Origin of the sequence: Erwinia sp. STN24 (genome assembly GCF_041320675.1) — a bacterium.
In the GTDB taxonomy this organism is placed as follows: Bacteria; Pseudomonadota; Gammaproteobacteria; order Enterobacterales; family Enterobacteriaceae; genus Erwinia; species Erwinia aeris.
Genome location: NZ_JBGGPM010000002.1, coordinates 116337 through 141502 on the forward strand (window position 1 = coordinate 116337; position 25166 = coordinate 141502).

The 25166-nt window shown below is 56.5% G+C and carries 25 protein-coding genes; 11 read left to right on the forward strand and 14 right to left on the reverse strand.

All coding sequences use genetic code 11. The features are described 5' to 3' along the window. The first annotated feature begins 1 nt into the window (after position 1). Together hrpT and ACA373_RS10795 are read left to right on the forward strand one after the other, a co-directional pair. A complete protein-coding gene (gene hrpT / locus ACA373_RS10790; RefSeq protein ID WP_125288536.1) occupies positions 2-187 on the forward strand; it encodes an HrpT family type III secretion system protein in 186 nt (61 codons plus the stop codon). Then, positions 184-501 (forward strand): hypothetical protein, encoded by a 318-nt coding sequence (locus tag ACA373_RS10795; protein ID WP_253454947.1) that lies wholly within the window; start codon positions 184-186, stop codon positions 499-501. The genes hrpT and ACA373_RS10795 overlap by 4 nt, the downstream gene beginning before the upstream one ends. 280 nt (positions 502-781) lie before the next feature. Here the strand turns inward: ACA373_RS10795 and sctU are convergent, their stop codons facing one another. Next, the gene (gene sctU / locus ACA373_RS10800) at positions 782-1867 is read right to left on the reverse strand and encodes a type III secretion system export apparatus subunit SctU (RefSeq protein WP_253454948.1); all 1086 of its coding nucleotides are present in this window, start codon (positions 1865-1867) and stop codon (positions 782-784) included. After that, positions 1867-2667, reverse strand: a complete 801-nt coding sequence (gene sctT, locus ACA373_RS10805; RefSeq protein ID WP_253454949.1) for a type III secretion system export apparatus subunit SctT — start codon at positions 2665-2667, stop codon at positions 1867-1869. The genes sctU and sctT overlap by 1 nt, the downstream gene beginning before the upstream one ends. Positions 2668-3072: 405 nt before the next feature. Here sctT and ACA373_RS10810 point away from each other — a divergent pair, with 405 nt between their 5' ends. Continuing rightward, complete coding sequence (locus ACA373_RS10810) at positions 3073-4842, forward strand: hypothetical protein (RefSeq protein ID WP_253454950.1); 1770 nt, start codon at positions 3073-3075, stop codon at positions 4840-4842. Positions 4843-5124: 282 nt separating this feature from the next. Here ACA373_RS10810 and sctS read toward each other — a convergent pair whose 3' ends face one another. From sctS to sctW, 9 genes are read right to left on the reverse strand one after another with little or no spacing between them, the layout of a single operon-like run. Next, on the reverse strand, positions 5125-5385 hold the full coding sequence (sctS, locus tag ACA373_RS10815; RefSeq protein ID WP_253454951.1) for a type III secretion system export apparatus subunit SctS: 261 nt from the start codon (positions 5383-5385) through the stop codon (positions 5125-5127). A 7-nt stretch (positions 5386-5392) separates the two neighbouring features. Continuing rightward, positions 5393-6046: a type III secretion system export apparatus subunit SctR gene (gene sctR / locus ACA373_RS10820; protein ID WP_125288530.1), complete on the reverse strand. Its 654-nt coding sequence runs from the start codon at positions 6044-6046 to the stop codon at positions 5393-5395. Between the two features lie 4 nt (positions 6047-6050). Beyond that, the gene (locus ACA373_RS10825; protein WP_253454952.1) at positions 6051-7070 is read right to left on the reverse strand and encodes a FliM/FliN family flagellar motor switch protein; all 1020 of its coding nucleotides are present in this window, start codon (positions 7068-7070) and stop codon (positions 6051-6053) included. Then, positions 7067-7669, reverse strand: a complete 603-nt coding sequence (locus ACA373_RS10830; RefSeq protein WP_370734493.1) for a type III secretion system HrpP C-terminal domain-containing protein — start codon at positions 7667-7669, stop codon at positions 7067-7069. Before ACA373_RS10830 ends, ACA373_RS10825 begins: the two co-directional genes overlap by 4 nt. Then, positions 7666-8127 carry a type III secretion protein gene (locus tag ACA373_RS10835; protein WP_301252571.1) on the reverse strand — a complete coding sequence of 154 codons (462 nt, stop codon included), beginning with the start codon at positions 8125-8127 and terminating at the stop codon, positions 7666-7668. Before ACA373_RS10835 ends, ACA373_RS10830 begins: the two co-directional genes overlap by 4 nt. After that, on the reverse strand, positions 8111-9454 hold the full coding sequence (sctN, locus tag ACA373_RS10840) for a type III secretion system ATPase SctN (RefSeq protein WP_301289735.1): 1344 nt from the start codon (positions 9452-9454) through the stop codon (positions 8111-8113). The genes ACA373_RS10835 and sctN overlap by 17 nt, the downstream gene beginning before the upstream one ends. A 14-nt stretch (positions 9455-9468) precedes the next feature. Further along, on the reverse strand, positions 9469-10365 hold the full coding sequence (locus ACA373_RS10845; protein ID WP_253454956.1) for an FHA domain-containing protein: 897 nt from the start codon (positions 10363-10365) through the stop codon (positions 9469-9471). Positions 10366-10375: 10 nt separating this feature from the next. Further along, positions 10376-12484 (reverse strand): type III secretion system export apparatus subunit SctV, encoded by a 2109-nt coding sequence (sctV, locus tag ACA373_RS10850; RefSeq protein ID WP_253454957.1) that lies wholly within the window; start codon positions 12482-12484, stop codon positions 10376-10378. Continuing rightward, entirely contained in the window at positions 12481-13644 is a 1164-nt protein-coding gene (sctW, locus tag ACA373_RS10855; protein ID WP_301252566.1) for a type III secretion system gatekeeper subunit SctW, read from the reverse strand. Before sctW ends, sctV begins: the two co-directional genes overlap by 4 nt. 281 nt (positions 13645-13925) lie before the next feature. On the opposite strand from sctW, the gene ACA373_RS10860 reads away from it, so the two are divergent. The 3 genes from ACA373_RS10860 to ACA373_RS10870 all read left to right on the forward strand — a co-directional run bounded on the left by ACA373_RS10860 (position 13926) and on the right by ACA373_RS10870 (position 16789). Then, positions 13926-14468 carry an RNA polymerase sigma factor gene (locus ACA373_RS10860; protein WP_253454959.1) on the forward strand — a complete coding sequence of 181 codons (543 nt, stop codon included), beginning with the start codon at positions 13926-13928 and terminating at the stop codon, positions 14466-14468. A gap of 192 nt (positions 14469-14660) precedes the next feature. Then, positions 14661-16151, forward strand: coding sequence for a PAS domain S-box protein (locus tag ACA373_RS10865; protein WP_370734494.1), 1491 nt, complete (start codon positions 14661-14663; stop codon positions 16149-16151). Next, a complete protein-coding gene (locus ACA373_RS10870) occupies positions 16148-16789 on the forward strand; it encodes a response regulator transcription factor (protein ID WP_253454961.1) in 642 nt (213 codons plus the stop codon). Before ACA373_RS10865 ends, ACA373_RS10870 begins: the two co-directional genes overlap by 4 nt. Here ACA373_RS10870 and ACA373_RS10875 read toward each other — a convergent pair. Next, complete coding sequence (locus ACA373_RS10875) at positions 16767-17888, reverse strand: hypothetical protein (protein ID WP_253454962.1); 1122 nt, start codon at positions 17886-17888, stop codon at positions 16767-16769. The genes ACA373_RS10870 and ACA373_RS10875 overlap by 23 nt on opposite strands. Positions 17889-18590: 702 nt before the next feature. Between ACA373_RS10875 and ACA373_RS10880 the strand changes: the two genes are divergently transcribed. Further along, positions 18591-18812 carry a hypothetical protein gene (locus ACA373_RS10880; RefSeq protein ID WP_370734495.1) on the forward strand — a complete coding sequence of 74 codons (222 nt, stop codon included), beginning with the start codon at positions 18591-18593 and terminating at the stop codon, positions 18810-18812. A 448-nt stretch (positions 18813-19260) separates the two neighbouring features. Here the strand turns inward: ACA373_RS10880 and gntT are convergent, their stop codons facing one another. Both gntT and ACA373_RS10890 read right to left on the reverse strand, forming a co-directional pair. Further along, entirely contained in the window at positions 19261-20577 is a 1317-nt protein-coding gene (gntT, locus tag ACA373_RS10885; protein WP_125288516.1) for a gluconate transporter, read from the reverse strand. Between the two features lie 315 nt (positions 20578-20892). Then, the gene (locus ACA373_RS10890; RefSeq protein WP_370734496.1) at positions 20893-21237 is read right to left on the reverse strand and encodes a hypothetical protein; all 345 of its coding nucleotides are present in this window, start codon (positions 21235-21237) and stop codon (positions 20893-20895) included. A 590-nt stretch (positions 21238-21827) separates the two neighbouring features. Here ACA373_RS10890 and ACA373_RS10895 point away from each other — a divergent pair. The 4 genes from ACA373_RS10895 to ACA373_RS10910 all read left to right on the forward strand — a co-directional run bounded on the left by ACA373_RS10895 (position 21828) and on the right by ACA373_RS10910 (position 24904). Further along, positions 21828-23252 (forward strand): cytochrome ubiquinol oxidase subunit I, encoded by a 1425-nt coding sequence (locus ACA373_RS10895; protein WP_125288515.1) that lies wholly within the window; start codon positions 21828-21830, stop codon positions 23250-23252. Between the two features lies 1 nt (position 23253). Beyond that, positions 23254-24261, forward strand: a complete 1008-nt coding sequence (cydB, locus tag ACA373_RS10900; RefSeq protein WP_125288514.1) for a cytochrome d ubiquinol oxidase subunit II — start codon at positions 23254-23256, stop codon at positions 24259-24261. Between the two features lie 22 nt (positions 24262-24283). After that, entirely contained in the window at positions 24284-24433 is a 150-nt protein-coding gene (locus ACA373_RS10905; RefSeq protein WP_125288513.1) for a DUF2474 domain-containing protein, read from the forward strand. Positions 24434-24649: 216 nt separating this feature from the next. Next, on the forward strand, positions 24650-24904 hold the full coding sequence (locus ACA373_RS10910) for a CsbD family protein (RefSeq protein ID WP_125288512.1): 255 nt from the start codon (positions 24650-24652) through the stop codon (positions 24902-24904). Positions 24905-25166 lie beyond the last annotated feature (262 nt).

The window sequence follows — 25166 nt, forward strand, 5'->3', positions numbered from 1 at the left end:
AATGAAAAAACCTGTTCTGATCCTGCTGATGGCGATGCTGCTTACCGCCTGTGCAAAGCCTAAGTTCGCGGGCTGTAGCGAGATGTCTTGTCGCCCGGTGTCGGACGATCGGGCGGTCACCATCTGGTGGCAGCCGGATATGCGCAACGGGCCTTTTGACTATTCACAGGCTTCGGTTAATCAGTGATCCGCGTCGATTCCCATCGCGCCTTTCTGGCTGCATGGCAGCGTGGTGAGGCGTGCTGCTGGTGCGATCCCGTCGGACACGAGCTGCGTTTTTATGCGCAACCCGTGCCGACGCTCCAGCTGCTGCCCGCTCCTTTTTCCCCTTTCCGGCTGCGTGAGGCGCTGATGCGCCGCTTTCTCGCGCCCGGCCGTTACGAAGGCTGTTATCTTTCCGCTACGCCCGAAGGCGCGCCGCTGCTGATGCTCCAACTCACCGGCAGCGAAGTGCCGCAGGATGCGATCGGCACGCTGTATTCGCTGGCGGATATGACGTAGCCAGCAGGCCCCGACATAAAACGGGGAAACGTATAATATAAAAAAGCGTATTCCCGTTAAGGCTACGGATTATCTGGCACTAAATTTCCTTAAGCAGTTTCCGTAGCGGAAAGGTTTCCGTATTCCGGGAAATAAGCCGTAAACGGCCATCTTCAAATGGAAGTTTACCAGTTAACATATTGATTTAATTGATATAAATTCAATTACTCAACTTTATGAACTGACTAAAAATGACATTACACCCGTGCTCAGTAAAGCGGCTTTGGCATTGCACGCTCTGTTACTCTTCGATTTCCAGCACTTCATCCAGCTGCTGATCCTCCAGCTCTTTCAGCAGGCGATAGACCTGGGCGACGGCCTTCAGCGTTTCTCGCGGGATATAGTCGCCTTCATTCACCGTTCTGAACAGCGTGCGGGTCAGCCAGACGAAACGGATCACCGGCATCTGCCGTTTTTTGGCTTCCTCAATAATATCCTGCGCATCTAAGCCTTCCGCCTTAAACAGCAGGCGCGGCAGCGGCGTTTCACCGGCGCGGTAGTAAAGCCCGACGGCAAAGTGCGTAGGGTTGACCAGCACCATATCCGCCTCTTCCACCGCCACTTCTCTTCTGGGCCTGGGCTCTTCGTTAAGGATCTGATGCGACAGCGATTTGCGATGCCCTTTCATATGCGGATCGCCTTCGCTCTGCTTGAACTCGTTGCGGATATCGTCATGGCTCATGCGCTGCTGTTTGAGGAAGAAATATTTTTGCAGGCCGAAATCGAACGCGCTCAGCACCAGCAGTAGCGCCAGCGTTTCCCGCACGATTTTTATAAACAGCGCCAGCACCGCCTGCCAAAAGCCGTTGAGATCCTCGCCGTAGGCCAGCTGCGCCAGCGGCCCCAGGTCGGGTTCGATCGCCAGGTAAAAAATAACGCCGATGGCGACCGCCTTCAGCACGCTGGTCAGCAGCGTGCTCAGCTGTTTGCCGGAAAACATATTCTTCAGGTGGCCGACCGGGTTGATGGCGTCGAACTTTGGCGCCAGCGCCTCGGTAGAAAACAGCGGGCCGAACTGTAGCCAGCCGCCGATAATGCGCAGCAGAAAAATCAGCGCGCAGACGATGCCGCAGAAATAGCAAAGCACCATCACCCCGTCCAGCATCACTTCCTGCATGGCATGGCCGAAAGGATCGTTCAGGCGGGCAAGCGGCAGCATAATCATCGCCTCCAGCCGCTGCATGCCGCCGCCGACCAGCGCGAAAATCGTCTCCATCACGCCTACGCAAATCAGCAGTTTGGGAATATCCGGCGTCTGGGCGACCTGACCCTTTTTGCGCGACTCCTTGAGCTTTTGGGGCGTGGCGTCTTCGGTTTTTTCCGCCATCAGCGCACCCCTTTAAACATGTCCGCCAGCTGCGGCACCAGATCTTTTAAATCGAACAGCCGCTCGCCCGCAACGTAATTCAGGATCGGCAAATAGAGTACAAAGAACAGCATGCCCAACAGGCATTTGGCGGGCATCGCCAGCACGGTAGCCTGGAGCTGCGGGCTGTAGATGCTGAGGATGCCGACGCTAAAATCCACCAGCAGCAGCAGCGCCACCAGCGGCCCGGCGTAAAGCACCATATGCGTGAAGATACCACCCAGCAGCTCCAGATAGACCTTCAGCCCGGCTTCGCCCGGCAGCGGCAGCCACTGCATCGGCGGCCAGAGGCTATAGCTATCCCAGATAATCTGCGTAATGGTCGACAGGCCCAGCCCGACTACCAGCAGCAGGATAATCGACTGCTGCATCAAAAAGCCGAGCGGCGTGGCGTCCGGCCCGAGCTGCGGGTTGAGCTGGCCGCCCGTCAGCGCGCCACGCTGGTTATCAAACAACGCGCCCACCGACTCGAACAGCCAGAACGGCATCGCCATCAGCAGGCCGATCGCCACGCCGATAATCACCTCTTTCAGCGCCAGCGCCGCCAGCAGAAACAGCGAGGGATCGTCCGCCGCCAGCTGCTGCTGGATCATCGGTGCGGGAAACAGCGCCAGCGCCAGCACGATGCCGGAGCGCAGGCCGCCTTTAATGGCGTTGAACGAGAACACCGGCGACAGCAGCAGGCAGGGGAAAATGCGCGCCATCGCCAGCGTCAGCGCAAGGATAAAGTGGTAGCCATCAAAAAGGACGTTGTTCCACATATTGTTAAATCTTTCGGGTTGCCGTTTATAGCTGAGTGGCAGAAAACCACAGAAAGTTCACTAAAAAAGCTATACGGATGTACGGATTACTTAAAGATGGTAAGCGCCTGCTTACGTTCATTGCGGGCAAGATTATTCTTACAAGATATTTTAAGAAAAACCCCCATCACAAGCCCCTTGCAAAAAAAATAAAAAAAGGTAAATCGCGCCCTGAAAAATAATATTAACGATCATCGTAAAAAAATCATATTCGTAACGAATTTCCCATGTTAAAAAAGAAAACAGGCGCAGTTAAGACCCTTACAAGGTTGCATAATATTAAATGAAACCGGATATTTAAGATTAAATATCCAATGGGTTAACTCGCCTGGTTAATTAAAAATTATTTTTTCATTGGAGAAAAAAATGCCCACTACTACTGTTAATGACGTACATACGAAAAGCGTTGCCACTTTTAACGATCTGCGCAAGCTTGCCCCTGCCTATGAAGGCGAAAGCGTGCTGCTTCGCTGTCACACCGCCCCTGGTGAGGCCATTTATAAAGGCACCGGCGGCGGCTGGTTTGTCGGCTCGCTGACGGCAGCAACGGACGATGGCGGCACCATTGCCAATACCGCCGGCAACGCCTACCACTGGCGTCGACAAATCAATAACCTGGCAGATTTAAACATTGGCGACTTTGGCGCCGTACCGGATGGTAAAACGGACGCTATCGCCGCGATCAAAGCCATGTATAACTTCACGTTTAAGCATTCAGGCGAGGCATATAAAGCCTGGATTACTTTTCCTGAAGGTAATTATGCCGTATCCAGCCTGAATATTTCTTCTGTTTACCTGCGTATGCTGAGAATTAATGGGCCTACCGTTGCTTACGGCTACTCGCCTGTGGCAAAGCTCACGCTTATAGGCGATGAAGGCAGTTTTGTTTTTAATACCAATGCTCGCCGCACGGAAGTTTCCTGCCTCGAAATTTATGGTCAGTACGATTTAGCAAAAAATACGCGCGGCTTTATGACGAATAAATGCGCCGAAGGACAGTACTATCAGTGCGACAGGCTTAATATTAGCCAAACGGGCGGCATCGTATTTAATATGATCGATACGCTGGATACGAAGTTCAACAGCTTTTACACCAGCAATACTTACGACTCTATTTTGAAAGGCCGTCCGTCTTATCAAAATTCATGGAATCATCTTACCGCTATCGAACTCAGCAACTTTAACGTGCAGGAAAGCCACTCTACTACGCCGGCCTTTGATTTACCGCGCGCCACCCAGTGCTGTATCTACAACGGCTGGATGGAGAAATGTAACTACCCGATGGATATCAGTAACGGCGAGTGGACCATTGACGTGTTCAGTATGGAAGGCGCAACGGTGCCTGCCGATATCACCTTTACAAAAGCTATTTTGCGCCATATCAATTTGCAAAACGCCGCGTTTAACCGTAATAACGCCACGGTAGTGCGCTATCTCGGCGGTTACGATATGGGCTACCGTCGTGAAGAATCTTTTGGCACCACGCTGGCCGGATCCATGGCGGCTAACTGGTACAGCTCCAATCTGCGCTTTAACAACACCACCGAAGCGCCGGTATGGGTTTACGTTGGCGACTATGTCACCACGGCCGAAAGCGATCAGGTTACCGTGCGCTTTTTAGGCGCCCGTTCTGAGAGCCCGGCAGCAAGCGGCGCCATTAATAATCTGACCAATAACTTTGGCGGCGGGGAAGCTATCCTGCGTATGCGCCGGGCGAAAGGCGACGATACGGTTAAAGCAGTGGGCGCGGTGGAAGTCAGGGGATCGAGCCCGGTAACCGATATCCGGCTAAACCGGCCCTATGCGAATAATGTGAGCATCTATGTGAAGCTGCCCGCCAACAGCGGCTACGTTCACGTACAGGTTGAAAGCACTACCGACAGCCGTTTTCATGGCGGCAAGTGCTTCCTGTGGACACCGCGTGGCGAGGTCGTGGCAGATACGGTAGTCAGCAAGCTGAGCTCTCCGTGGACACCGGTTGATGCCGCTGCTTTTGGTACGCTTAGCGGGCACGGCATCGCTTTTGATACCGACGGCACGCTGGTGCTGACCACGAAAGCACTGCCGAAAGACAACAAGCTGCGCGTGCGCATCAACGGTATTAACTATCGTATTCCGTTGGAAATCGATTCCTGACTATCAGCCGGTTTTTATGACCGGCCAACATTAATGGCACGACGGTAAAAGGCAGCGGCAGTAAAATTTATGTTGATGGCGAGCTGCAACAGGCACTTACGAACACCTCGTTTCCTGGCGGCGAAGCTGTCGCGGCACGCAAAATAACGGCTATGAAGTCGCTGACAGAGAAATTTACAGCGCCTGATTGCCAGAGCAGTCGCGTGAATAAACCTGTCCTTTACCCTGTAATAACAACCCGCCGATCCGGCGGGTTTATTTTTTTATAAAGCTAACTTCTGGTTAGTACTTCACGTTAGGCATCATGGCAAAGGCGCTTTGCGTGAGTTCGGTCAGCTCCACGCCAATCCAGCGGCCGGTCAGCGCCAGCGCGACGCCCACCGCCACCAGCTTAATGGCGAAAGGCAGCGTCTGATCCTGAAGCTGCATCACCGCCTGCAGCAGCGAGACGATGACGCCGACGATTACCGCCACGATCAGCGGCGGCGCGGAAAGGATCACCACCAGCAGCATCGCCTGGCGAAAAAGGGTCAGGATATCCATTTTTCCCTCACAGATAGCTGTAAAACAGGCCGTCGAGCAGCCGCGTCCAGCCGCTGACCAGCACGAACAGCAGAATTTTCAGCGGCAGCGAAATGGTCATGGGCGACACCATCTGCATCCCCAGCGCCAGCAGCACGTTGGAGACGATCAGATCCACCACGATAAAGGGAATAAAAATCAGAAAGCCGATCTTGAAGCCGTTTTGCAGCTCCGACAAAACAAACGAGGGGATCAGCAGCAGCGGGCTGTCGTGAGATACCGTGGCCGACATCTCTTTTGGCCACATGCGCTGCGCGTTTTCCTGTAGGTGGATCAAGATATCCGGGTCGGTATTCTTCACCATAAAACGCTTCAGCGGCTCCGCGCCGTTGCTGACCGTATAGTCGAGCCGCTCCGCGGACTGGGTGTCAATCGGCACCGTTTTTACCCGCTGGCTGATTTCGTTGAAAACCGGCGCCATCACAAACAGCGAGGCGGCCAGCGCAATGCCGTAAATCGCCATGTTGGGCGGCACCTGCTGCACGCCCATCGCGTTGCGGGTCAGCATCAGCACCATAGAGATTTTTAAAAAGCAGGTGCAGACAATCATTAAAATCGGCACCAGCGACAGCGCGCCAAGAAACAGCGCCAGCGTCATCGGGTTCAGCGATAAAGCATCCATGCGTCTACCGCGCCAGCGGGTTGTGGCCCGGCAGCATCTGGGTGATTTGCAGGCCAAGGCGGCCCTCCACGTCGACCAGCTCGCCTTTCGCTACCGCATAGTCGCCGTGGCAGAGCAGCGCTTCGCCGGGCGTCACGTTATCGATCATCACCGTCGCGCCCGGAGCGAGGGCAGAGAGTTCTCCCAGCGTCAGCTGCAGCTGGCCGCAGCGTACCGACAGCGCCAGCGGCAGTACGGAGAAATCCGTGGCTTCCGTCGTCGATCCCTCGTCCCACTGGGGATCGGGAGTGATCGGCTGCTCAAACTCGTCAGGGGGCAAAGTCACGTCATCGTTCTCCATCTCGCTAAGATAAAAATGAGCCGTCGTACCGGGCGTTATCCGCAACTCTCCGTGCAGCAAACGCCCGGCGCAACGGATCGTTCCACGCCCGTCCGGGGCAAAAAAAGGCTGCGGCGGCAGCACCACATCACCGCGCTTCAGCGCGCCTGGCGACAGCTCGACTTCGCCGATAATCAGCGGCAAAGCCAGTGGTAAATCGGGCGGAAGCGGCATGGCTTCTCGCTGCCAGCCGGGTTTGCTCAGAAGACGCGACAGGGTGTCGGCTGAGAGCGCCAGCAGGCTGCGCGCCTCTCTGTCTCCCCATGCCAGCGTCATCACCAGCAGAAATTCGCCCGCTGCTTTTTCTTCCGTTACAGCTATGTGGCCGAACAACGCCAGAAGTTCGCCAGAAAGTTGACTTTGCCACCACGGCCAGTACCAGCTTTGTTCCGGCGCGGTCGCAGGCAGGGCAAAAGTAGGCGTGGCGGCCATCAGCGACAGCACCGCCTGCGCGTCGGTAAATGCCAGCGTGCCCGCTTCGCACTGCCAGACGCTCATTTCGCCGGGCTGATAGCCGTCAGCCAGCGCCAGACGCAGCACGCCCGGTTCACCGGCCAGCTGCCAGGGATAAAAACAGCCCGCGCCGATTTGCCCGCGCAGCCGCGCGGCCTGTTTACTGAGTTTTTTTAGCGACAGCCTGTTCATGCTTCCTGCTCCGACGAGCGTCGTTCGAAACGCAGCCGTACCTGACAGGCCATGCGCTGACGCAGCGACAGACGACAGCGCTCCTGATGCGGCAGCAGGACGCGCCAGGCGGCGGGCTGCAGCTGCAGGGCGATATCCCAACCGCCTGCGGCCAGCGCGGAAAAGCGGGCGTCGATGTGGCCCAGCTTCGGCAAGAGCAGCGTCAGCGTCATCTCAGCGGGCGGGCGCTGCTCCGTGGCAGCGAGCAGATCCGTTTCGATTTCCTGCCACATCGCCATCGCGGGCGGCGCGCCGTAAGCGCTGCTTTCATCCAGCTGCGCAAAGCCCTGCTGCTGAGAATCGGACTGGCTGAAAGGCGGCGGCGTAAACGGCCTCTCGCCCTCTTCCAGCAGTTCGCTGAACAATGCATCTTCTTCACGCGCGGGCTTGCGCGGCTCGCGGCGTAGCGCAACCTTTTCACCGTCGTCGGCAGGCTTCTCTTTACGCTGCGCGATGCGCGCTTCGCCGCGCTGCTCCCTGTGGCGTTCCGTTGTCTGGCGCTGGAGATCGTGCTGCTGTTGCAGCCGCGCCGCCTGTCTCTGTGCGGAAAGGGTAATCATTCGCTTACCTCCTGCTGTAGTAAAAATTCCAGTTTCTCCACATCGCGCTGTCGCTGCCGCGTCTCCTGACGCGCCGCCTCGACGCGCTGCTGCTGATCATGCTGAGCCTGGGTCAGTTCGTGCAGCTTCAGCTGTCCGCTGTGCACCTTTTTCAGCGCCTGCTGCTCCTGTTCGAGGGCGCGCTCCAGCAGATAGCTGGCCTGACGCACGCCGCAGTTTTGCGCCGCGAAACCCGCTCTCAGCTGCTGATAGCCCTGCCGCCGCTCGTTCAGCTGTTCGCCAGCCCGATCTGTTTGCGTCTCCAGCTGGCGCAGCGTCTGCTCCTGCTCGCGCTGCTGTCTTTCACTGCGGTTGAGCCGCTGACGACGGATCGGCAGCAGCAGATCCAGCGTGCGCCGCAGCTCAACGGCGGCGACGTCGGCAACCGGCTCCGGTTCCGGATTAACGTGACGGCGCATAGCGGCTCACCTCTGACAGCTGAAAACAGGTCTGCTCGAAGCCGGACGGCGCGCGCATCGCCTGTTGCAGATAGCCGTTGATGGCGTCCTGCGCCTCTACCGCCGCATCCGTCAGGCTGTCGTTGCCCGGCTGGTATTCGCCCAGCCGGATCAGCATTTCCACCTGCTGCCAGGCCGCCATCAGCTGGCGCACGGAGGTCGCCTCTTTAATCTGCTGGCGCGCCACCACGTTGCTCATGGTGCGGCTGAGGCTGGCAAGAATGTCGATAGCCGGATAATGACCGCGCTCCGCCAGCTTGCGCGTCAGCACGATATGGCCGTCAATCAGCGAGCGCACCTCGTCCGCGACCGGATCGTTCATTGAATCCTGTTCAATCAGCACCGAATAGAGCGCGGTGATCGCGCCGGTAGTGGTTTGTCCGGCGCGTTCAAGCAGGGTTGGCAACAGCGTATAGACCGAGGGCGGCAGGCCGCCACGTCCCGGCGGTTCGCCGAGCGCCAGGCCGATTTCACGCTGCGCGCGGGCAAAACGGGTCAGGGAGTCCAGGATCAGCAGCACGCTTTTGCCCTGGTCGCGAAAGGCTTCGGCGATGGCGGTGGCGGTAAAAGCCGCGCGGGCGCGCTCCATGCTGCTGCGATCGGACGTGGCGCACAGCAGCACCGTACGGCTGCGCAGCTCGCTATCCAGCTCATGGTCAAGAAACTCACGCAGTTCGCGGCCGCGCTCGCCTATCAGACCAAACACAATCACGTCGCACGGCGTATTGCGCGCCAGTTCGGCCAGCAGCGTGGTTTTGCCGCAGCCTGCACCCGCAAAAATACCCACGCGCTGGCCGACGCCCAGCGTCAGCAGCCCGTCGATGGCGCGCATCCCGGTCGGCAACGGCGTGTCGATCCTGGGTCGGGCCGTTGGCGGCGGCGCATCGCCCAGCACCGGTTTGACATTGTCCGCTTCGCCCGGCAACGCAAACGCGCTGACGCTGCCCGCTTCAATCGGGCGACCAAAGCCGTCCAGCACGCTGCCCAGCAATTGCTCAGACACGCGGATGCTGTGCGGCAGAAACAGTGGCGTCACGCGGGCGCCCTGGGCGATGCCGTCCAGCTGGCCTAAGGCGGAAAGCAGCGTGTGCTGAGGGTTGAATCCCACCACTTCCGCCAGCACACGCGTGTTGTTTTTGCCCTCAATCTGGCAGAGATCGCCAATGCGGGCGCCCGGCAGGCTGCTTTCCAGCAGAATGCCGCTGATGCCGGTGATGCGCCCGTAAATAGCCACCGGCGAGAAGCGCGCCAGCCGCTGCTGATGGGCGGTAAACCAGTCGTCAAGCAGAGGAAAATCAGACTTCACCAGTTCACCTTTATCTGTTCCCGACCGGCGAATTCAACTTCGCTGGAGGTGATCGCCACCAGCCGCAAATCGCCAACCTGATCGCCGACAAACAGCCGTTCGCCGGCGTCCGTCACCACGTTAGCCCGCTTGCCGGTGGTGATCTGCACGATGCGGAAAGGCAGCTTCGCGCTGCGCAGTCGCGTATGGTTAACCAGCTGCGGCAGCACGTTATACTGCGCCTGAAAGCGCGTCAGCATCCTGTCGAGGATCTGTAACCGCTCTTTGCTCAGCTCGCCGTTCAGGATCAGCCGTCCTTTATCCATATCGATTTTCACCCCCGGCGTCAGGCCTCGCTCCCGCAGCATCGCCAGCAGCGGCGGCCGCACCTCCTGTAAGGTTTCCAGCATTTTGCGGCTGGAAGGCGTGGTGGCGGTCTGCGCCACGGTGGGCTGAAGGATCCAGCTGATAATCGTGAAGCTCAGCAGCAGGATCAGACTGACCGACAGCACCTGAATACCGCGAGAAAAAAGGCGCGAAGGCGCGGGCGCGGAGGCAGCAACCGGTGCGGCGACGGCCGCAGGTGCAACGGGCAGCGGCGCCGCGCGCATCGCTTCCCAGGGCTGCTCCGCCGGCGCCAGACAGAGCCAGACCTCGCCCAGCGCAAAAGGCGTATCGGGCGACAGCGGATCCAGCAGCGTCAGCGGCTCGCCCTCCGCCTGACGCACCTGGCCTTCAATGCCGTGCAGCTGCCAGCGCTCGTCTTCAAAACACAGCGCGGCGTGCTGAGAAGCCACGCCGTCGTCAGTTAATTGCAGATCGGCCTCTTCGCTGTGGCCCAGCGTCCAGCGCCCGCCGCTGACCGGCAATGCCGCTCCCTGATGGCGGCCCGTGAGTACGCGTAGCTCAAACATAATCCGCTCCTCAGGCATCGAAAGCGTCGATGCCCTCCTCCAGTTCAAGACGACCGACAACGTTAATCGCCAGGTTGGTTTGCAGCTCGGCAAACGACAGCACCGGCACCTGATGGAACTCATCCTGAATCAAACCGCGCAGCGGACTGCGCAGATCCTGCGCCACCAGCAGCACCGCCAACGCCGACTGTTCCGGCATAAAGGCGCTGCGCAACTGGGTCAGGATGGCCATCGTTTGTTCCTGCGTCAGCGCAAAAAAGACCTCGTTCTGCGTCTGGCGCAGCGCGTCGCGCAGCTGCTCTTCCATCTCCGGCGTCAGTAGCCAGACGTGCAGGCCATCATCCTGCGCGTACTGATAACAGATGTGTTCTTTCAGAGAGATACGCACCAGATCGGTCAGCAGACTGATATCCCGCTCGTGCTGACCGTGTTCGATCAGCGCTTCGGCAATGGCGCGCACCGAGCGCAGCGGGATGCGTTCCGCCACCAGGTTTTGCAGCACGTTAGAGAAACGCGCAATCGGCATCACCCGCTGGAGCTCCTGCGCCAGCTCGGGCTGTTCGCTCTCCAGCCAGCCCATCAGCGCGCGCGTCTCCTGCAGACCGATAAAGTTGGGCGCGCTGGCGTGGATGGCGTTTTCCATCCTTTTCATCAGCAGTTCGTGAAAACCCCAGCGCGGCACGTTTTCGTCCTGGAGCACCGCGTGATCGGCGGGCAGCCACAGCAGCGTCGTTTCTCTTCTGGCTTCCGTGCCGGGCTGCACGCCCTCCTGCGCCGCCAACGCTTCATGTTCGTGGCGGCTGACGGCAGGCGTCGTTACGCCAAAGGTGCCGATAACGCGCGGGATCTCGTAGACCGAATAGCGAAACTCATCGGCGGGCTGCTGCTCCTGAAACTCGATATCAAAAGCGGGCAGCGTAAAGCCGTAGTTATAAACGATGCTGTTGCGCAGGCGACGGATAGCCTGCACCAGCTCCAGCGTTTCCGCCGTGCCGCGCGCGTTGGCCGGAAATTGCAGCAGATAGGGCCGCGTGGGGTTGAACTGGCGTAAATCTTCCGTGCCGTTCAGCTCGGGCGGGATCACCTCGTTTTCCATCTGCGGCTGGCTGGCTACCAGCTCTCTTTTTGTGCGCCACACCTGAAAACTGCCCGAGGCCAGCGTCAGCAGCGCCAGCACCACAAAGACGCCGGTCGGCATCCCCGGCAGCAGCGCAAAGCCGAACATGCCGATGGAGGAAAAAATCCAGGCTTTAGGCTGGCTGGTGAGCTGCTCCGCAATTTCCCGACCGATATTGTTATCCATGCTGCTGTCGCCGTCGGACGAAACGCGGGTGATAATCATCCCGGCCGTCAGCGAGATCAGCAGCGCCGGGATCTGCGCAATCAGGCCGTCGCCGATAGTCAGCACCGAATAGGTGTGCATCGCATCGCCTGCCGGCATTCCCAGCTGCATTACGCCGATGCTGAAACCGCCGATCAGGTTAATAAAGAGGATAACTAACCCGGCGATCGCATCGCCTTTTACAAACTTCATTGCGCCATCCATTGCGCCGAACAGCTGGCTCTCTTTCGCCAGATCGACACGTTTACGTTTGGCGGTATTCACATCGATGATGCCCGCGCGCAAATCGCTGTCGATCGACATCTGCTTGCCCGGCATCGCGTCCAGCGTAAAGCGTGCGGCCACCTCCGCCACCCTTTCCGACCCTTTGGTGATCACCAGGAAGTTCACCACGGTCAGGATCAGGAACATCACCATCCCCACCGCAAGGTTGCCGCCGACCACGAAGGTGCCGAAAGCGGCCACGATATGGCCCGCGTCCTGCTGTACCAGGATCTGTCGCGTGGTGGAAATCGACAGCGCCAGCCGGAACATGGTGGTCAGCAGCAGCACCGCCGGAAAGCTGGAAAACGCCAGCGGCTTGGGCAGATACATCGCCAGCACCACCAGCAGCGAAGAGAGACAGATATTGACGGCAATCAGCGCATCGATCAGCCCCAGCGGCAGCGGAATAATCAGCATAAACACGATCGCCAGCGCAAACATCGCGCCGATGATCTCGGAGCGCTGCATGGCCGCCAGCGCGATGCGGTTGAGGATCAAAAACAGGTTGTTCATACCGCTCCCTGACTTCCCGCGCGGTTCTGGTCATTGATAAGTTTGGTGATGGTAGCGCGCAGCAGCGTCGCTGCTTCCGGCTGATTTTTCTGGTCCCGCCACAGCTTCGGCGGCATATCGTTGACCAGCGGCAGCAGCCCGTTCAGAAAGCGCATCCGCGCCTGCGGCTGTTCGACCTCGAACTCTTTCACGATGGCGGTGATATCGCGCGGCTGTAGCCCCATCTCCGCGATGCCCAGCAGACGTCGGGTCATCGCCAGGCCGTCGAGCGCAGAGAGCGGAATTTTCCCGCCGCTGCGTAGCCGGTTAAGCAGTTTGTCGCTGTTAGCGATCATCTGCGTCAGCTGCCCCGCCTCGCTCAGGGCAACATGGATTTTGTGCAGCGAGCGCGAAGAGAGCGAAGGCGTCAGCGAGGCAATATCCTCCGCCAGCGCGCGCTGTAAAGTACGCAGTCCTGGTACAAACTGCTCACGGCCAAAACGCTCCAGCAGGCTGTCCAGCATTACCGCCGCCGACTGATGCTTAACGATGCCGTGATAGTAGAGATGACGTATCGCCTGCTTTTCCGTGGGATCGGTGGTAAAGCTGGCGATGGCCGAGGCCGTATTCAGCCCGGCCCTTACGCTTTCGCCGTACTGCTCGTCGAGTTTGTTCAGCGCCTCGCCAGCGGCGTTGGCGGTCGCAATATCGCCGCTGCGATCGGCTTCGCGCAGCGTCATCCGCAGCAGCAGATCGCAGCGCGCCGGATCGTTGTCCACAGAGGCCACCAGCTGCTCCGCATCCGGCTCCCGCCCCAGCACCCCTTTCAGGGCACCAAGCCGCGCCTCCAGCTTCTCCTGCTGTTCGTCGTCCAGCATCTGGTAGAGTTCGCCAAGCCGCTCGATGCGCTCTACCGCGCCGCGATTGCTGCGCAGATGCTGGGTATTGATCTGCCGACGGTTCAGGCCCTTGGTTTTTTTCTCTACCTTTTCGCTGAACATCATGCCGATCTCTTCCAGCGAATCGGTCAGCGAGGCGGCCGCCAGAGGGGTGTTTACCGGTCTTGCCCGAACCTCCGGGCCTGTACCCGTGCCCGTTGCTGCCGGACGCGGTATATCCTGCTTTAACACCGTTTTGGCCAGCGCCTGTTGATACTGAAGAGAAGATTGGACTTTTATCATCCCGGCCCCAAAGGTTGATTTCGCGATGGGATTAAGTGGTAAAAAAACGAAGCCGGTTCCCCAATAAATAAAAGTAAAAAAAAGACGACCAGCTGAAACTTTCAACCTCCGTTATTAGTGTAAAAACTTGCACAACTCTTTTTGCTTTTTTGTCGCTATTTGTCTCAGATGATTCTTAGTTAATTCACAACAACCGCGCTATGACTGCTATTTCATCTTTTTTTTGGCCTGGCACACCCTTTGCAATAACAACGTATCTGAATAATGCCAGGAGCAAAAAAATGTTAACTGCCACGCCAATTGAAATGTCTTTTACCCCTGAAGCCCCGGTCGCCGTTTTATGGCAGGAAATTCTTTGCCAGCAAAATCGCAAGCTGCATAATTTTATTCGCAAGCGTGTTTCAAATCGGGAAGACGTGGAGGACATTGCGCAAATGACCTGTGTGGAAGTGCTGCGCAACAGCCATAAATTTTTAGGCGCGTCGCGGCCGGAAACCTGGCTTTTTGGCATCGCCGCCAATCTCATCCGCAACTACTACAAAACGCATCAGAATCGTTTCCTCTTTGACAGCATCAACGAAGACAACGTGCTGGAACTGATTCAGGAATGCGATCCCAGCGATATTATCGCTAACGATCAGCTACTCAGCGTAATGGCCGCGTCGATCGATCGCCTGCCGGAAGAGACGCGGCGGATGCTGACGATCCTGGTGGAGCGCAACGGGAGCTACCAGGACGTGGCAACCTCGCTGAATATCCCTTTAGGCACGGTAAAATCGCGCCTGTCGCGCGTGCGTGAATCGCTGAAAAGCACGATAAGCTGAGGAACAGGATTTTTGCAGGCTGATGCGCGTAATAATTAATTATTTGCGATCCGTCACCATTTTCAGAGTCAGGTTAATGGCCTCCTGACAGAATATTTGCTGTACTGAGTCAGTTAAAAAATTTTTCTGAGCTGCACGATAAGCTGTAATAATTTATGCTTATTATCCCTTTTTCATTAAACAGAGAGAGAAATGCTTTCGTCTGAGATATTTAGCCTTAACGTCAGTAAAGAGCCTTATAATGGCCGCGCCATTCTGCCCGACTTCGCGCTTGACCGCGTTAACGACGCCATCTATTTGGTGCGTCAGGATGCCCAACTGGCTTATATCAATAATAAAGCCTGCGAAATGCTCGGTTATAATTACCAGGCGCTTATTCGATTAAGCTATTCCGATATTGAAGGCGAACTGCAGGATCCCGACGTCGCCGCGCTGTGGTGGAAACTGAGCCTGCGGCCGGAAGGGATCCGCTTTACCTCGCAGCACCGTATGCATAACGGCGAAATCATCCCGGTCGAGGTTAACTCCAGCGCCTGGGAGCACGAGGGCGAAATGCTGGTGCTGTGCGTGGTGCGCGACGTGCGCGAGCTGAAGCAGCGCACGGAGCGCTATTTGCAGCAGGAGCAGCAGTTTCGCTCGCTGGTGGAAAACTCGCCGGATCTGATAGCCCGCTTCGATAACGATCTGCGCTGCCTTTATGCTAATCCGCGCGTGCTTGATTTAATCGGCTGTAGCGAAGAGAAAGCGCGCGGCTGGCGGCTTACCGACAGCATTCCGTTTGATGAGCCTGGTATGCAGCTGTTTCGCCTGGTTTCCAATACGCTGGCAAGCGGCGAAAAGAGCGAATCGGAACTGGAGGCGCGCTTTGGCGAACGCGCGATGGTGCTGCACGTGCGCTGCGTACCGGAATACGATTTGAAAGGCGAAGTGGTGACAATCCTGGCCGTGGGCCGCGATATCACGCGCCTGCGGGAGGTGGAAAACGAAGTACGCGCCGCGCATCATCAGCTGCGCCTTCTTGCCAGTAATCAGCAGGAGCGCACCGAGCAGGAGCGCAAGCATATCGCGCGGGAGATCCATGACGAGCTGGGCCAGCATTTAACCAGCCTGCGCGCCGGGCTGTCGGTTATCGGCATGCAAAGCAAAAATCCCGCTCGCGTTTCCAGCCAGGTGGATTACCTGATGACGCTGATCGACAGCACCATCCAGGTGGTGCGCGACGTCTCCACGCGGCTGCGCCCCAATATGCTGAACATGGGGCTGATGCCCGCGCTGGAGTGGCTGCGCGACGAGTTTGTCAAAAACGGCGGCTGTAGCTGTATGCTGATCGTTCCGGAAGGCAAGCCGGTAGCGCTCTCCGACCAGGTGGTGACCACGGTGTTTCGCATCGTGCAGGAGTCGCTTACCAATATTTCCCGTCATGCCCGCGCCAGTAAGGTATCGATTATCGTCCAGACCACCCGCGACGCGCTGGTGATCCAGGTACGTGATAACGGCCGCGGTTTCCAGATGCACTCCGTGCGTCACGACGCCTTCGGGCTTTTAGGGATTAAAGAGCGTGTGGATATGCTGAATGGTCAGGTGACCATCACCAGCCGTCCCGGCGAAGGCACGCAGCTGGAACTGACCCTTCCTTTAAAAAACCAGGCCTATTTTCCGTCAGCAACCAGGGATGCAGGATGAATGATGTCATAAGATTAGTGATCGCCGACGATCACGCCCTGATGCGTGAAGGGCTGAAACAGATATTTGCGCTCGACGACCATATCACCGTCGTGGGCGAGGCTGGCGACGGCGGTCAGGTACTGGAAAGGCTGCGTCTTGGCGGCCTCGATCTGCTGCTGCTGGATATCTCTATGCCCGGCATCAGCGGCGAAGATTTAATTAACCGTATTCGCTCGCAGTATGAAGATCTGCCTATTCTTGTGCTGAGCATGTTTAACGAACCGCAGATCGCCCGTCGCGTGCTGAACTGCGGCGCGGGAGGCTACATCACCAAGGACAAAAATCCGGATGCGCTGCTGGCGGCGATCCGCAGCGTGGCGCGCGGATCGCGCTATATCGACCATGATCTGGCGCAGGAAATCGTCTTTGCCGAATACCAGAACGGCAACCGCGCGCTGCACGAAACGCTGACGACCCGCGAACGCCAGATCCTGCTGATGCTGGCGCACGGCGAAACCATCAACGCCATTGCCGAAGCCCTGGCAATCAGTAATAAAACCGTCAGCACCTATAAGTCGCGCATGATGGAGAAAATGCAGTTCAGCAGCAACGCCGATATCGTCAGATACGCGATCAGCCACCGCCTGGTGCAGTAGCTTCGGGCGTTTTGACCTCCGTTTCTTCCACGGGCGGCGTCTCTGCCGCCTGTGGTTTCTCCGGCTGCCAGGCGCGGTGGTGGCGCTTGCTGACCAGGAAAATCGGCGTGGCGATAAACAGCAGCAGGCTGCCCGCCATGCCGCAAACCAGCAGGCTGATGCCGCCCGGCCAGCCCGCGCCGGAGGTTAATCCGGCCACGACCAATGCCAGGATAAAGAAGAAGGAAAGCGTCAGGCTGACCGGCCAGATATTGGTAATATCCATATCGCTGAGCGCCATTTTCACCGGTTTTACCGCGCGCTTCTCGGCCTCTTTCTCTGCCCGGATCCTGCCTTTTACCGCTTCCAGATCGATACCCGGCGCAATAAAATCGCCCAGCTGCTGCGGATGATGCAGCTCGTCAAAGACGCGCGCGACGGGCGGGAAAGTCAGCGGCCAGCTGGCGCTGTGCACGCCGTAGGCGGTCAGCGCGGGCAAGGTAATGCGCGGCAGCTGCACGGGTTGCAGATAGCGGTTGTTGTAAACCACCCAGCTCTGGCGCGTTTCACCCCGCATAACGTGATAAAGCCGAAAGCGATCCGCTGGCGGGTAATGCAGATGACTGACGCGCGCGCGTATCGAAGGAATATGGTGATAGCGGCAGTAGTTGACCCGACCCTGTCCCTGCGCGGCCAGCAGCACGCCCAGCGCAGGTAAAAAATACCAGGAGGTACCATCCGCCGCGAACGGGCCATTAAGATGCTCAAGAAACCTTGCTTCGCTGCTGCCGTTCAGATGTTCAGGCCACCAGCGCCAGCTGCGGCCAATTACGCGTTCGGTCGGCACGTTAAATACGCCCATCGGCTCCGTTTCCGCAGGCAGAATGGCAAAAGGAAAAATCTTGCTGAAAAAGGTCAGCGCGTCATCCGCCCCATCCCATTCACCGCCTGCTTCCAGGCCATGCAGATTCGAGGTCAGCTCCGCCCAGCCGTTTTTACCCAGCAAATCGACCTGATATTTGGTATCCGCCAGCCTTTTACCCAGCCGCAGAATCGACGACGGAATGCCGTCCAGCGGCAGATCGGGCACCTGGAAAGCGATGTCTGTTTGTTCTTCCATACTGCAATAATCCCCAAAGGCGAGCGCCCGCCCATTCGGTCAGATAATAAAAAGAAGCCGCAAGGCTGAATATAAAAAGCTGCGCCAGCGGCCGACGGCAGCCACGCCAAAAAATTTGGCTTAAGTTAAAAAGTCGCGACAATTCAAAAGATTATACGTACCAGCCTTGTTATCTGGCAACCAATGAAATAACCCGCGACAAGAAAAAGGATGAGGTTCGCCGCGCCAGGAAAATAGTCGTTAAAAAAGAAAAGGTAAGCGTAGACGGTTAATCCACAATTAAAGTAGCAGAATAATGAAAGGGAGCGATTCGGCAGAATAACTACGCTTAAGTTAAATTGGCGGTAACAATAACTTTTGTTTTTTTGCCACGTCGGCCGATGCTTTCTGATAGCCAGACGAGCTGATGCGGCTCGCAAATCACGCCAGCCTTGTTTCATGCATTTTCATTATTTTATGCGCCGTTATCCAAAACTAAAAAGCGATACCCTTCTGCGGCCAAAAAGCGCCTGTTCGTTATTGACGGAAAAAATGAGAGGCATAAAGTTGATCCGCACCGCAGCAAAACGGCACTGGCCTGAAACATCAGCGCGGCAGCACTCAGGAGAAGCAAAGCGATAAGGTGAGGCAGCATGGTAAACGCGAATTATCCCAGCTCGCGGGCCGGTCGTTTCAGCAGGAAGCAACGCAAAGGGAGAAAGCATGCAAGTCAAAATCGCAAAACTTGAATCTAACGTGGATAACATCAAAAACCATATCAGCGATATCAGAACGGACCTGCGGGAGATGCGTTACGATATCGACAAATTAAACATCAATCTGCGTCTGGAAATGAAATCCGACTTTCGGCTGATGTTTGCTGCGCTTATTACCTCGGTGCTGGGGCTGGCGGCGCTGATGGCGAAAGGGTTTTACTGGTTTTAAACCGGCATAGGGCAAACCGGCGCAGCCGTTGCGCTTACGCCAGGCTGGCCGCAACCCTACGTACAGCATCACAACCTTTATCGCTCTGCTTCAGGCTGGCCGCCACTCTCTTACCGCAATGCCCATGCCGGACGGCAGAAAGGGCTGAGCGGATAAGCGGACCGTTTGGCTCACGGACGCGCCAACCGAGCCTCCAGGAAAGGATTCACGGCGTGTCCGTGTTCCGATCTGCCCTTTCTGCCTTACATCAGGCTGGCCGCCACTCTCTTACCGCAATGCCACAGCCAGAGGGCAGAAAGGGCTGAGCGGATAAGCGGACCGTTTGGCGCATGGACGCGCCAATCGAGCCTCCAGGGAGGGATTCACGGCGTGTCCGTGTTCCGATCTGCCCTTTCTGCCTTACATCAGGCTTGCCGCGACTTCTACTCCGCAGCTAAATTAAAAATGCTTAAAGCGCCATCTGTAACAGCAGGCAGCCTGCCAGCCCACATACCGCAATAATCGTTTCCAGCACTGACCAGGAGCGCAGCGTCTCCCCGATGCTCAGGTTAAAGTACTCTTTAAACAGCCAGAAACCCGGGTCGTTAACGTGCGAGAAAATCACGCTGCCGGAACCCACCGCAATCACCATCAGCTCCGGGCTGACGCCCGTGGTGACAATAATCGGCGCCACAATCCCGCCTGCGGTGATCGCCGCAACCGTGGCCGACCCCAGCGCCAGACGCAGCGCGGCGGCAATAGACCATGCCATCAAAATAGGCGATACCGAACTGCCCTCCATCAGGCTGGCGATATATTTATCCACGCCGCTGTCGACCAGAACCTGCTTAAAGGCACCGCCGCCGCCGATAATCAGCAGCATCATGGCGATGATTTTAATGGAATCGCCCAGCGTGTCCGTAATTTGCTCCATGGTGCGGCCACGATTCAGCCCAAACGTAAAGATGGCAATCAGCACCGCAATCAGGGTGGCCATAATCGGATCGCCGAAAAACTCCGCGTACGGCAGTAATACATGCCCTTTTGGCAGCACCATCTCCGCCACCGCGCGCACCGCCATCAGCACTACCGGCACCAGCGCCGTCCAGACGCTGACTGCAAACGTCGGCATCTCCGCTTCGCTAAAGCTCTTCGGGTTATACAACCCCTGCGGCACCGGCTTATCAATACCTTTTAAAAAGCGTGCAAATACCGGCCCGGCCAGGATTACCGTCGGGATCCCCAGCAGCGTGCCGTACAGCAGCGTTTTACCCATATCGGCATGAAACAGCGTTGCTATAGCCGTGGGGCCTGGGTGCGGCGGCAGAAACCCGTGCGTCACCGAAAGCGAGGCCGCCATCGGCACGCCAACAAACAGCAACGGCACGCGGGCCGCCGCCGCGATCGACAATACCAGCGGCAGCAGCAGCACAAAGCCAACTTCGTAAAACAGCGCGAAGCCGACGGTAAAGCCAGTCAGCACCACCGCCCACTGAATGTGATCCTTGCCAAACTTATTGATAAGCGTAGTGGCGATGCGCTGCGCGCCACCGCAGTCCGCCAGCAGCTTCCCCAGCATTGCGCCAAATCCCATAATCAGTGCCAGGCTGCCCAGCGTACCGCCAACGCCGGCTTTTATTGAGGTAATAACTTTATTGACGGGCATTCCCTGCATAACGCCCACCGCCAGCGCCACGAGGATCAGGGCGATAAAACCGTTCAGCTTAAAACGAACCATCAGCAACAGCAGCAGCGCTACGCCGATGACGACAAAGAGTATTGGCATGATGTTTCTCCGGCAGCCTGTGGGCCGCTTCTGTTTTTCTGCCAGATGCGGCAGGCATAAGTAGGGAACAACAGGCAGGTAGTGACCTGCTGCTGGCATGTTAACGGTAACATGGCGCAACTAAAATGGGCTGCCGCAGAGGAATTTACAATTTGAGATGAAGATCAAACTTTTGTTACTACCGTTTTTTACGTAACAATAACAACTTTGAGAAGAAACGAGCCTGACCGCAAGGCCAACCCTGTTTTAAACGGCGGTCTGCCTTTTAATCAACAAGCCAATACCGGCAGCGCCAAAAAGAGCGTAAAAGCTGCCTCAATCAGACGCCGCACACAGGTAAGTTTGGGCGGCTATAGCGGTTTGGAAAAGCGGCGTATAGCTGCCGAATACCGCCCGGCACAGAAAGCCACTCATAACGTCAGCAGCTAAAGCCAGCGAGGGCCGCCTGCCCTGCCGTATCGCCACGCTCATCATGGCCAGATTGTCTGGGCCGACGCTAAGGAAGCCAGATACATCGGTAATAATGTTAACACTATGGCCGTCATCCTCCTGTCCCTGTGGCAAATCCATACACATACTTTTTAGTCCGCCGACTTGACCTGCAACAAGAAAATTTGACTTAAAGCCAAAGATAATGTAACAAAATAATTCTTTATGCATCGAAATGCGTTTTTCTGGTTTAACATTTACATTGCTTTGCGTAACGATGATTGCTTTCGGTAACTATCAGCCTGGTGGTAACAATCATTCACGCAATTTTTAAACCTCAGAAATCCTAATGGCAACATAAAGATAACATTAGCTTCTGTAGGGGCGTTAATCGGCAGTTTAATTTCCAATTTGTGCGCTTATTCGCAGGATTGATATTCTGTTAAGTTTCTGTGCTACGCGCTATTATAAAAAAAAGATAAGTTTCTTTTTTTATTGGCTCCCCCGTTCACAGGCGTCAAAGCGCAATGAAAACGTTTTCACGCGCTGAAAAGCACATTATTTTTACACAAATGTAGCAAGAGGTAATTATAGTTTAACAATAGGAGTCAATAATTTAACGCAGCGGTGAAACAATTCATCGCAAAGATCTATGCTGTTATATCTGAGATTCCTATTACTGTTGCTACTCCTTCTCCCGATTTGGTCTCAGGATCAAACTTCGTTGAAATAACCGCATAAACAGGGACTGCACTGCAGCTCTATTGTTAACGTGCGGTAAATAAAAAAGAAAGGCAGTTTATGTTAGATCGAGGTCAGCAATGTTTGGATTAGATGCGTTCCACCTGGCGAGGATACAGTTCGCGTTTACCGTTTCCTTCCATATTATCTTCCCGGCTATCACCATCGGGCTCGCCAGCTTCCTGGCGGTGCTGGAAGGTCTGTGGCTGAAAACGAAAAACGAAGATTATCGCGACCTGTACCACTTCTGGTCGAAAATCTTCGCCGTCAACTTTGGTATGGGCGTGGTGTCCGGCCTGGTGATGGCGTATCAGTTCGGCACCAACTGGAGCGGCTTCTCGCAGTTTGCGGGCAGCATCACCGGTCCGCTGCTGACCTACGAAGTGCTTACCGCATTCTTCCTGGAAGCCGGCTTCCTGGGCGTGATGCTGTTTGGCTGGAACCGCGTGGGGCCGGGCCTGCACTTCTTCGCGACCTGCATGGTAGCGCTGGGCACCATCATCTCTACTTTCTGGATCCTCGCCTCTAACAGCTGGATGCAGACGCCGCAGGGCTATGCCATTCAGGATGGGCTGGTGGTGCCGGTAGACTGGTTTAAGATTGTCTTTAACCCGTCCTTCCCGTTCCGCCTGCTGCATATGTCCACCGCGGCTTTCCTGGCGAGCGCCTTCTTTGTTGGCTCTTCCGCTGCCTGGCATTTGCTGCGCAAAAACGACACGCCGGCAATTCGCAAAATGCTCTCTATGGCATTGTGGATGGCGCTGATCGTATCGCCAATCCAGGCGGTGCTGGGCGATGCCCACGGTTTGAATACGCTTGAGCATCAGCCGGCGAAAATCGCGGCGATTGAAGGCCACTGGGAAAATCCGCCGGGCGAACCTACCCCGCTGATCCTGTTCGGTATCCCGGATATGGAGCAGGAAAAAACCAAATACGCGCTGGAAATTCCTTACCTGGGCAGCCTGATCCTGACGCACAGCCTGGACAAGCAGGTGCCGGCGCTGAAGACTTTCCCGAAAGAGGATCGTCCTGACTCGCTGATCGTGTTCTGGTCATTCCGCGTGATGGCCGGCCTGGGCATGCTGATGATTACCCTGGGCGTGGTCAGCCTGTGGCTGCGTTATCGCAAACGCCTGTACACCTCGCGTCCTTTCCTGTGGTTCGCGCTGCTGATGGGCCCTTCCGGTCTGATCGCGCTGCTGGCGGGCTGGTTCACCACCGAGATTGGTCGTCAGCCGTGGGTGGTTTATGGCCTGCTGCGTACCAAAGACGCGGTATCGGCGCACGGCGAGATGCATATGAGCATCAGCCTGCTCGCCTTTATCCTGGTCTATATGTCGGTGTTCGGCGTGGGCTATATCTACCTGTTTAACCTGATCAAAAAAGGACCGAAACAGGGCGAAGGCCACGATGAACCTGAAGGCGGCCCTGGCACACGTCATACTCAGGCGCGTCCTCTGTCTGCCGTGAAAGAAAAGTTAAACGCGCCGGAAAAGGATAAATAACGTGGGCATTGATACTTCTATTATCTGGTTCACCATCATCGTCTTCTCGACGCTGATGTACATCGTGATGGACGGATTCGATCTGGGTATCGGTATTCTGTTTCCGTTCAATAAAGATGCCGCCGAGCGCGACATGATGGTCAATACCGTCGCGCCAGTGTGGGACGGCAACGAAACCTGGCTGGTACTGGGCGGCGCGGCGCTGTATGGCGCCTTCCCGCTGGCCTATGCGGTGATCCTGGATGCGCTTTCCGTGCCGCTGACCCTGATGCTGATTGGTCTGATCTTCCGCGGCGTGGCGTTTGAGTTCCGCTTTAAGGCAACCGAAGTGCACCGTCCGTTCTGGGACAAGTCCTTTATCGTGGGCTCGTTCCTGGCGACCTTCAGCCAGGGCGTGGTGCTGGGCACCTTTATCAACGGTTTTGAAGTAACTAACCGTGCCTACAGCGGCCCTGAGCTGCTGTGGCTGACGCCGTTCTCGCTATTCTGTGGTCTGGGTCTGGTCGTGGCATACGCGCTGCTGGGCAGCACCTGGCTGATTATGAAAACCGAGAACGAGCTGCATCGCAAAATGACCGCGATCACTAAGCCCCTGCTGCTGGTGCTGCTGGCGATTATCGCTATCGTCAGCGTCTGGACGCCGCTGGAACACGCCGACATTATGCATCGCTGGTTTACGCTGCCTAACCTGTTCTGGTTCCTGCCGGTACCGGTGCTGGTGCTGCTGGCTTCCATCGCGCTGTTGCGCGCGCTAAAGCGTCATGCGCACTACTCGCCGTTCCTGCTGACGCTGGCGCTGGTTTTCCTGGGCTTTACCGGTCTGGGGATCAGCGTGTGGCCAAACATTATTCCGCCACACATCACCATCTGGATGGCGGCGTCGCCACCGCAGAGCCAGGGCTTTATGCTGGTTGGCGGGCTGCTGATTATCCCGGTTATTCTGTTCTACACCTTCTGGAGCTACTACGTGTTCCGCGGGAAGATCAAACCGGACGAGCATTACCATTAATTACGGCTTATCGGAGGATAGTATGGTTGAAACTCAGCAGGCGCCTAAGCTCCCGGTGTGGAAACGCATCCTGTGGCTGGCCGTCATTTATGCAGGCAGCGTGCTGGCGCTTGGCGTTGTCGCGACACTGTTTCGCTTTATGATGACCGCAGCTGGCATGAAGTCTCACTGATACTCTGATTGCCGGTTGTTTGAAAGCCCACGTCCGCGTGGGCTTTTTTTATGCCTGGCGTACTTAAAGCGCGTAAGGCCAGGAACTATCCGAGCCTTTTACCGCTTTTTCTTTACATCATTCATAAATTTACACACAACCGCAGCGGCAAGCCTTCACTGATGGTCTATGCTTTAATTTCTCATGAGGAAATCATGTCATCAAGAAGGAGGCACTATGAGTCTACTAGATAAAGCTAACGATAAAGCCGAAGAAGCGCTGGGCAAAGGCCAGGAGCAGTTTGGTAAGGCCGCCGAGTCTCCGGAGCATGAGTTCAAAGGCAAGGTTCGTCAGGGCGCAGCCAAAGCTTCTTATGCCGTTGACGATGCGCTGGACTGCGTGAAGACCAAAACGCAGGATTCCCCTTTCGTTTCGCTGGCGATTGCCGCAGGCGTGGGCTTCCTTGCCGCGAAGATTTTCGGTCGCCGCTAGTCGCGTAACGTTACTGCATCAGGGCCGGTTATCCGGCCCTTTTTTTTGCCCGTCATTCGTCGTTTTGTCCTTTTTCCCCCCGCCCTCGCCCGCACAGGCCCTGCAAACCGTGATCCATGCCGCTTTTTTGGCAAAACCCGGACTTATTCAGCACTATTTATAACAATAAAATTCCGAATTAGTGCTTTCATTCTGCCGCACAGGCCATCGCTCCCGCCTTTAGTCAGCCGTTTCCTCCTTACAGTACGCATTGTGCCGGAGA